The 4926-nt window shown below is 72.2% G+C and carries 6 protein-coding genes and 1 pseudogene; 4 read left to right on the top strand and 3 right to left on the bottom strand.

All coding sequences use genetic code 11. The features are described from left to right. Positions 1-165: 165 nt before the first annotated feature. The gene (locus I5E_RS18650) at positions 166-444 is read right to left on the bottom strand and encodes a hypothetical protein (RefSeq protein ID WP_187290549.1); all 279 of its coding nucleotides are present in this window, start codon (positions 442-444) and stop codon (positions 166-168) included. On the opposite strand from I5E_RS18650, the pseudogene I5E_RS18645 reads away from it, so the two are divergent. After that, positions 431-1732 (top strand): annotated as a pseudogene (locus I5E_RS18645) (ABC transporter ATP-binding protein); the annotation flags it as partial. The gene I5E_RS18650 and the pseudogene I5E_RS18645 sit on opposite strands and share 14 nt — an antisense overlap. 107 nt (positions 1733-1839) lie before the next feature. Then, positions 1840-2265, top strand: coding sequence for a DUF805 domain-containing protein (locus tag I5E_RS18640; RefSeq protein ID WP_022908323.1), 426 nt, complete (start codon positions 1840-1842; stop codon positions 2263-2265). Between the two features lie 37 nt (positions 2266-2302). Here I5E_RS18640 and I5E_RS18635 read toward each other — a convergent pair whose 3' ends face one another. Together I5E_RS18635 and I5E_RS18630 are read right to left on the bottom strand one after the other, a co-directional pair. Next, positions 2303-2749: an MGMT family protein gene (locus I5E_RS18635; RefSeq protein ID WP_022908322.1), complete on the bottom strand. Its 447-nt coding sequence runs from the start codon at positions 2747-2749 to the stop codon at positions 2303-2305. Then, on the bottom strand, positions 2749-3204 hold the full coding sequence (locus I5E_RS18630) for a GNAT family N-acetyltransferase (protein WP_022908321.1): 456 nt from the start codon (positions 3202-3204) through the stop codon (positions 2749-2751). Before I5E_RS18630 ends, I5E_RS18635 begins: the two co-directional genes overlap by 1 nt. Before the next feature lie 108 nt (positions 3205-3312). Between I5E_RS18630 and I5E_RS18625 the strand changes: the two genes are divergently transcribed. Both I5E_RS18625 and I5E_RS22150 read left to right on the top strand, forming a co-directional pair. Beyond that, on the top strand, positions 3313-4557 hold the full coding sequence (locus I5E_RS18625; protein WP_022908320.1) for an ROK family transcriptional regulator: 1245 nt from the start codon (positions 3313-3315) through the stop codon (positions 4555-4557). A 189-nt stretch (positions 4558-4746) separates the two neighbouring features. Then, the coding region (locus I5E_RS22150) for a hypothetical protein (RefSeq protein WP_042724058.1) at positions 4747-4926 on the top strand (180 nt) is incomplete at its 3' end.

Below are 4926 nucleotides of genomic sequence, written 5' to 3'. Positions count from 1 at the left end.
GGAAACTTTGCGCTGGCTGCAAAGTTACATCTGCCGCAAGGTGGTGGGTCGCGCCGGAACCGGTTCCTGAGTGGATCGGCAGCGTCGGCGCCGGTTTCGGGAGGTGTCCGTCGAGTTGAGGAGGCCCGACGCCGTCACAGTACGCCCGCGGGTGGAGGACGTCCGTCAGACTGCTGCGGCCGCCTGCTCGAGCGCCGCGCCGAACCGCTCGTCGACCTCGATCCGCATGGCGCCCGTCTCGTCGTCGAAGCCCGACACGGCGCTGACCTCGCCGTGGCGCGAGAAGTAGAGCAGCGGACTGAGCACTCCGCCGGGCGGTCCGTGCGCACCGTCGGTGAGCACCTGCACGACCAGGCCGGCGAGGGTCTGCACCGCGGTGATGCTCGACGCGTCACGGATGGGGACGGCGAGCAGGAGGTGTCGGTGCGGGTACATGGTGTTCACGGCGATCGCCCTCGTGGCGCTCGACCCGACGTCCGGGCTGGTGCTCGCGGTGTCGCTCGTGCCGCTGTGGTTCCTGATCCGCTGGTTCCAGTCGAACTCGCAGACGCTGTTCCGCGCCACCCGAGTCGCCTCGGCACGCGTGATCGTGCACTTCGTCGAGACGATGACGGGCATCCGCGCGGTGCAGGCCTTCCGCAAGGAGTCCCGCAACCGCGACGAGTACGGCGGCTTCGTCGAGGACTACCGGGTGGCGAACACGAAGGTGTTCAACCTGTTCGGGACGTTCGACCCGGTGCTCGTGCTCATCGGGAACGCCACGCTCGCAGCGGTCGTGATCGTGGGCGGCTTCCGGATCGTCGGCGGCTCGCTCGAGGTCGGCGCGCTGCTCGCGGTCGCGCTGTACGCCAAGCGCTTCTTCGACCCGGCGCAGGAACTCGCGATGTTCTACAACGGGTACCAGTCGGCCTCGGCCGCGATGGAGAAGATCTCCGGCGTGCTCGAGGAACGGCCGAGCGTGCCGGACCCCGCGAAGCCGACGCGGCTGGCGGACGCCACCGGCAAGATGGACTTCGACGACGTCGTGTTCGCCTACAACAAGGGCAAGGTCGTCCTGCCGGAGTTCGACCTGCACATCCCGGCGGGGCAGACGATCGCGCTCGTCGGGTCGACCGGTGCCGGCAAGTCGACGCTCGCCAAGCTCATGGCGCGCTTCTACGACCCGTCCGAGGGCTCGGTGCGGCTCGACGGCGTCGACCTGCGGGACCTCGACACGAAGGACATGCGTCGCGCGATCGTCATGGTCACGCAGGAGGCGTACCTGTTCTCCGGCACGGTCGCGGACAACATCGCGCTCGGCAAGCCGGGGGCGTCACGGGACGAGATCGAGTCGGCGGCGAAGGCGGTCGGCGCGCACGAGTTCATCATGGCGCTGCCCGACGGGTACGACACCGACGTGAACAAGCGCGGCGGCCGGGTGTCGGCCGGGCAGCGGCAGCTCCTGTCGTTCGCCCGGGCGTTCATCGCGGACCCGAAGGTGCTCATCCTCGACGAGGCCACGGCGTCGCTCGACATCCCGTCGGAGCGGCTCGTGCAGGAGGGGCTCGAGACGCTGCTCGCCGACCGGACCGCGGTCATCATCGCGCACCGTCTGTCGACCGTCGCGATCGCGCACCGCGTGCTCGTGATGGAGTACGGCCGGATCGTCGAGGACGGCACCCCGGACGACCTCATCGCCGGGACCGGACGGTTCGCCCAGCTGCACGCGGCCTGGCGGGACTCGCTCGTGTAGCGGCGCCGTCGATCGGCCCTGTCGGACGAACCACGGATCCGACGTGGAACCACGCACTCGCGCTGGTTCCACGTCGGATCCGTGGTTCCACGTGGTTGGGTGGACCCATGAGCGACGACAGCGTGCAGCCCGGCGGCGTGGCCCTGCGCGACCCCTTCTACGGGGCACCCTTCACCGAGGCCGTCCGGCGGTTCTGGCGGAAGTACACCGTGTTCACGGGCCGGGCGTCCCGAGCCGAGTTCTGGTGGTGGTGGATCACGTCGTTCGCGATCGGCCTCGTGCTGCAGCTCGTGCCGCAGGCCTTCACGCCGGACACCCCCGTGCTCGAGAACCCCGTCGGCTCCTACCTCTTCGTGGTGTGGGGGCTCGCGACACTGATCGGCTCCCTCGCCCTCGGCGCCCGACGGCTGCACGACGCGAACCTGTCCGGCTTCTGGCAGTTCCTGCACGTGCTGGTCGGCATCGGGTCGCTCGTGCTGTTCGTGCTGTGCCTGCTGCCGTCGAACCCGAAGGGCGCCCGCTTCGACGCGTGAGCCGAGGCCCGCGCCGGCACTGCCCGTGCACCGGCCGTCAGAACGGGTCGTCCGCGTCCGTCGCCGGTGACCACCGCGCGCGACGCATGTCGACCCGCCAGGTGGTCGTGCCCTGTACCAGGGGCGTGCCCTCGGCGCGGTAGTGCTCGTGCGCGCGGGCCTCGTGGTGCACCGGCGGCAGTCCGCCCGACCGCACCACGCGCCACCACGGCAGATCGGCACCCTCGTGCGCCATCACCTTGCCGACGGCTCGGGACGCCCGGGACCCGAGCGCCGCAGCGACGTCGCCGTAGGTCATGACGTGGCCAGGGGGGATGTGGCGCACGACCTCGGCCACGGCCGCACCGAAGTCGTCGGCAGCGGGCAGCCCGTCGCCGGACGCGCCGGCAGTGGGCAGCCCGTCGCCGGACGAGCCGGCAGTGGGCGCCCCGTGGCCGGACGAGACGGCAGCGGGCGCCCCGTGGCCGACCGGTCCTCGGGCCACTAGAGCGTCAGCACCGCGAAGTGGTCGCCGTACTGGGTCTCGCGCACGAACTCGAAGCCGACGGCGCGGAAGAACGCCTCGGGGCTGTCGTCCCCGCCGGGCTCGTACACGACGGTCAGACGCTCGAGGCCGCGGCTCCGTGCCTCGTCCGCCAGACCGTGCACGGCGAACCGGCCGACACCGCGACCCTGCGCCGTCGCCGAGACGTTGACCCGCCAGATCGCGCTGCGCAGTTCTTCCTCGGCGTTGTCCTCGTCGAAGGTGCCGATGATCATGCCGACGACCTCGTCGCCGTCGAGGACCACACGCGTCCACGCCGAACTCGGCTTCACGTCGGACTCCGCGACGCCGTACGTGGTCGGCTGCACGAACTGCTCCTGCCCGGGCTTGAGCGTCAGGGAGTTCGCCGCCGCAGCGGTCGACGCGGAGAGTTCTTCGAGGCGGAGGTCCGTCATGCCGCTCAGGGTAGCCGTGCGACCCGTGCGGGGGCCAGCGAGCCGCGCGACCGATACCGCACCGTTGTGCCACCGGTGCCGGGCCGACCGGCGCGGTATGGTCGCGGCATGGCAGAGCATCGGCGTGGGGCGAACCTCCCGTCGATCGGTGGGTTCAACCGGACGGTCGTGCTCGACGCGGTGCGTCGCTCGCCGGACGGGCTGAGCCGGGTCGAGCTGGCGTCCCGCACCGGCCTGAGCGCGCAGACCGTGTCGAACGTCACGCGGTTCCTCATCGAGGCGGGGATGATCGCGGAGTCCGGCACGGTCGTGTCCGGCCGCGGCAAGCCCCGCACCATCCTGCGGCTCGAGGCCGGCAGCCGGTACGCCGTCGGGGTGCACGTCGACCCGGCGGTCGTCACCTACGTGCTGCTGGACCTCGCCGGGACCGTCGTCGCGTCGAGCACCACGTCGACCCCGACCGCCGACGACCCGTCCGAGGTGGTCCGGACCATCGCGACCGCGGTCGACGAACTCGTGGCGGGTGCCCGGGTCGACGTGGACGCCGTGCTCGGGGTGGGCATCGCGAGCCCCGGTCCGATCGACGTCGACGCCGGTGTCGTGCTCGACCCGCCGTTCCTGCCGCGGTGGCGGGACGTCCCGCTGCGCGATGCGCTCGCCGAGGCGACCGGGTACCCGGTGCTCCTCGAGAAGGACGTCACGGCGGCGGTGATCGGCGAGATGTTCCTCGCCGGGGAGTCCTCGGCGCGGAACTTCGCCTTCGTCTACTTCGGCACCGGCTTCGGTGTGGGGCTCGTCGTCGACCACGAGCCCGTCCGCGGCGTCGGGTCGAACGCCGGTGACGCCGGGCACATCATGGTCGACCAGGGGTCGCTCGCCGGGACGCCGGACGGCGAGGGCACCCGCGGCGAGGTCGGTGCGGCGGTCGCCCCGGACCGTCTGGTGCACGTCGCGCAGGCGCGCGGCCTGGCACTCGGCGGCGCCCCGGCGGGCGTCGCGGCCGTCGACCGGGCCTGGGACGCACTCGGAGCGGCGATCGACGCCGGGGACCCGGTGGCCCGCGGGCTCGCGGCCGAGGCCGGGACGGTGATGGGGAATGCGGTCGTCCTCATCGTGAACCTGCTCGACATCGACCGGGTGGTCTTCGGCGGGCCCTTCTGGTCGCGGATCGCGAGCGCTGCCCTGCCGGCCGCGCGCGAGGCGATCGTCGGGTCGCCGCTGCTCGTCCCGAAGCACCCGGTCGTCGTGACCGAGAGCGACCGCGGCGCCGACGTGGCCGCGGTCGGCGCGGCCTGCCTGGTCCTCGACGCGGCGCTGTCGCCGCGGGCGAGCACCCTGCTCATCCGTCGCTGACGGAGGTCCGTCGCGCGCACCACGGGCCAGGAGGCGCGGTGCGGGGCCGACCCGCGCCTCCCGTCCGGCACACGTTGCCGTCCCGTGCGGTGCGGGTGACACCCGTCGTTCACCTCGACGCCACCGGCCGGATGCCCGGATGCTGAACAGTCGTGCAGGTCCCCCCTGAACACCCGAGAAGGACCCTGCATGCATCCCCGTGCTCTGCGCCTCGGCGCGTCCGTCGTCGCTGCCCTCGTCGTCGTCGGCGGCGCCCTGACGACGTCCCCCGCCTCCGCTGCCGTCGGTGACGACGACCCCACCGTGGGGGCGTCCGCCGCCAACGGACTGGTCGTCAACGAGGTCGAGTCGAACGGCGACGACACCGAC

The organism is Curtobacterium sp. B18 (genome assembly GCF_000333375.1).
Lineage (GTDB): Bacteria > Actinomycetota > Actinomycetes > Actinomycetales > Microbacteriaceae > Curtobacterium.
The sequence above is the reverse complement of the archived record's forward strand: the minus strand, read 5'-3'. Positions and strand labels throughout refer to the sequence as shown.

Coding starts and splice junctions, on each gene's coding strand:
- I5E_RS18630 (WP_022908321.1), bottom strand. CDS start 3,204: ATGACGGACCTCCGCCTCGAAGAACTCTCCGCGTCGACCGCTGCGGCG.
- I5E_RS18640 (WP_022908323.1), top strand. CDS start 1,840: ATGAGCGACGACAGCGTGCAGCCCGGCGGCGTGGCCCTGCGCGACCCC.
- I5E_RS18625 (WP_022908320.1), top strand. CDS start 3,313: ATGGCAGAGCATCGGCGTGGGGCGAACCTCCCGTCGATCGGTGGGTTC.